At 73.9% G+C, this 628-nt stretch carries 1 protein-coding gene; it reads right to left on the bottom strand.

The features are described 5' to 3' along the window. Positions 1-138: 138 nt before the first annotated feature. Positions 139-628, bottom strand: a 490-nt coding sequence (locus tag KDM41_18435; GenBank protein MCB1185403.1) for a phosphohydrolase, incomplete at its 5' end; no start/stop codon positions are given.

Below are 628 nucleotides of genomic sequence, written 5' to 3'. Positions count from 1 at the left end.
GCCGACGCCGTGCTGGCCCAGAGCCGCTCGCTCGACGGCTTTGTGATCCAGCTGCTCGCCGACGACACCGTGGTGCTGAACGCCGCGCTCGCACCCGAGGCGATCCCCGATCGCGGCGTGTTCGACGTCGCCTGGTGATCAGCGCAGGGTGACCAGGCCCACCGAGGGGCGGGTGAGGAACCGCACCTGCGGGGCCTGCTGGCGGACCATGCCGGCACCGGTGGACACGTAGATGGGGTTGCCCCGGACCTCGTGGAGGCCGCCGCCCGCAACCGTCCGCGACACCGGCGAGAACTTCACGATCGGGCCGAGCAGCGGCAGCGCCACCTGGCCGCCGTGGGTGTGGCCGGCGATCACCAGGTCGACCCCGGACTCCTCGGGCAGGCCGAGCACCACCTCGGGCCGATGCGCCACCAGCACCCGCACCACGCCGGGGGGCGCCCGCCGCAGCAGGTCCCGAACGGCCACACCGGCGGGCGGCGCCCAGCGCAGCCGGTTGCCGCCGAGCCACACCCGCCGATCGCCGACCTCGAGCGACACCACGTCGTTGTGGAGGATCCCCACCCCGGTGCCCTCCACAAGGCGCTCCAGGCGATCCTCGATCTCGGAGTCGCCCTGCACCGCGAAC

This window comes from bacterium (assembly GCA_020440705.1).
In the GTDB taxonomy this organism is placed as follows: Bacteria; Krumholzibacteriota; Krumholzibacteriia; order LZORAL124-64-63; family LZORAL124-64-63; genus JAGRNP01.
The sequence above is the reverse complement of the archived record's forward strand: the minus strand, read 5'-3'. Positions and strand labels throughout refer to the sequence as shown.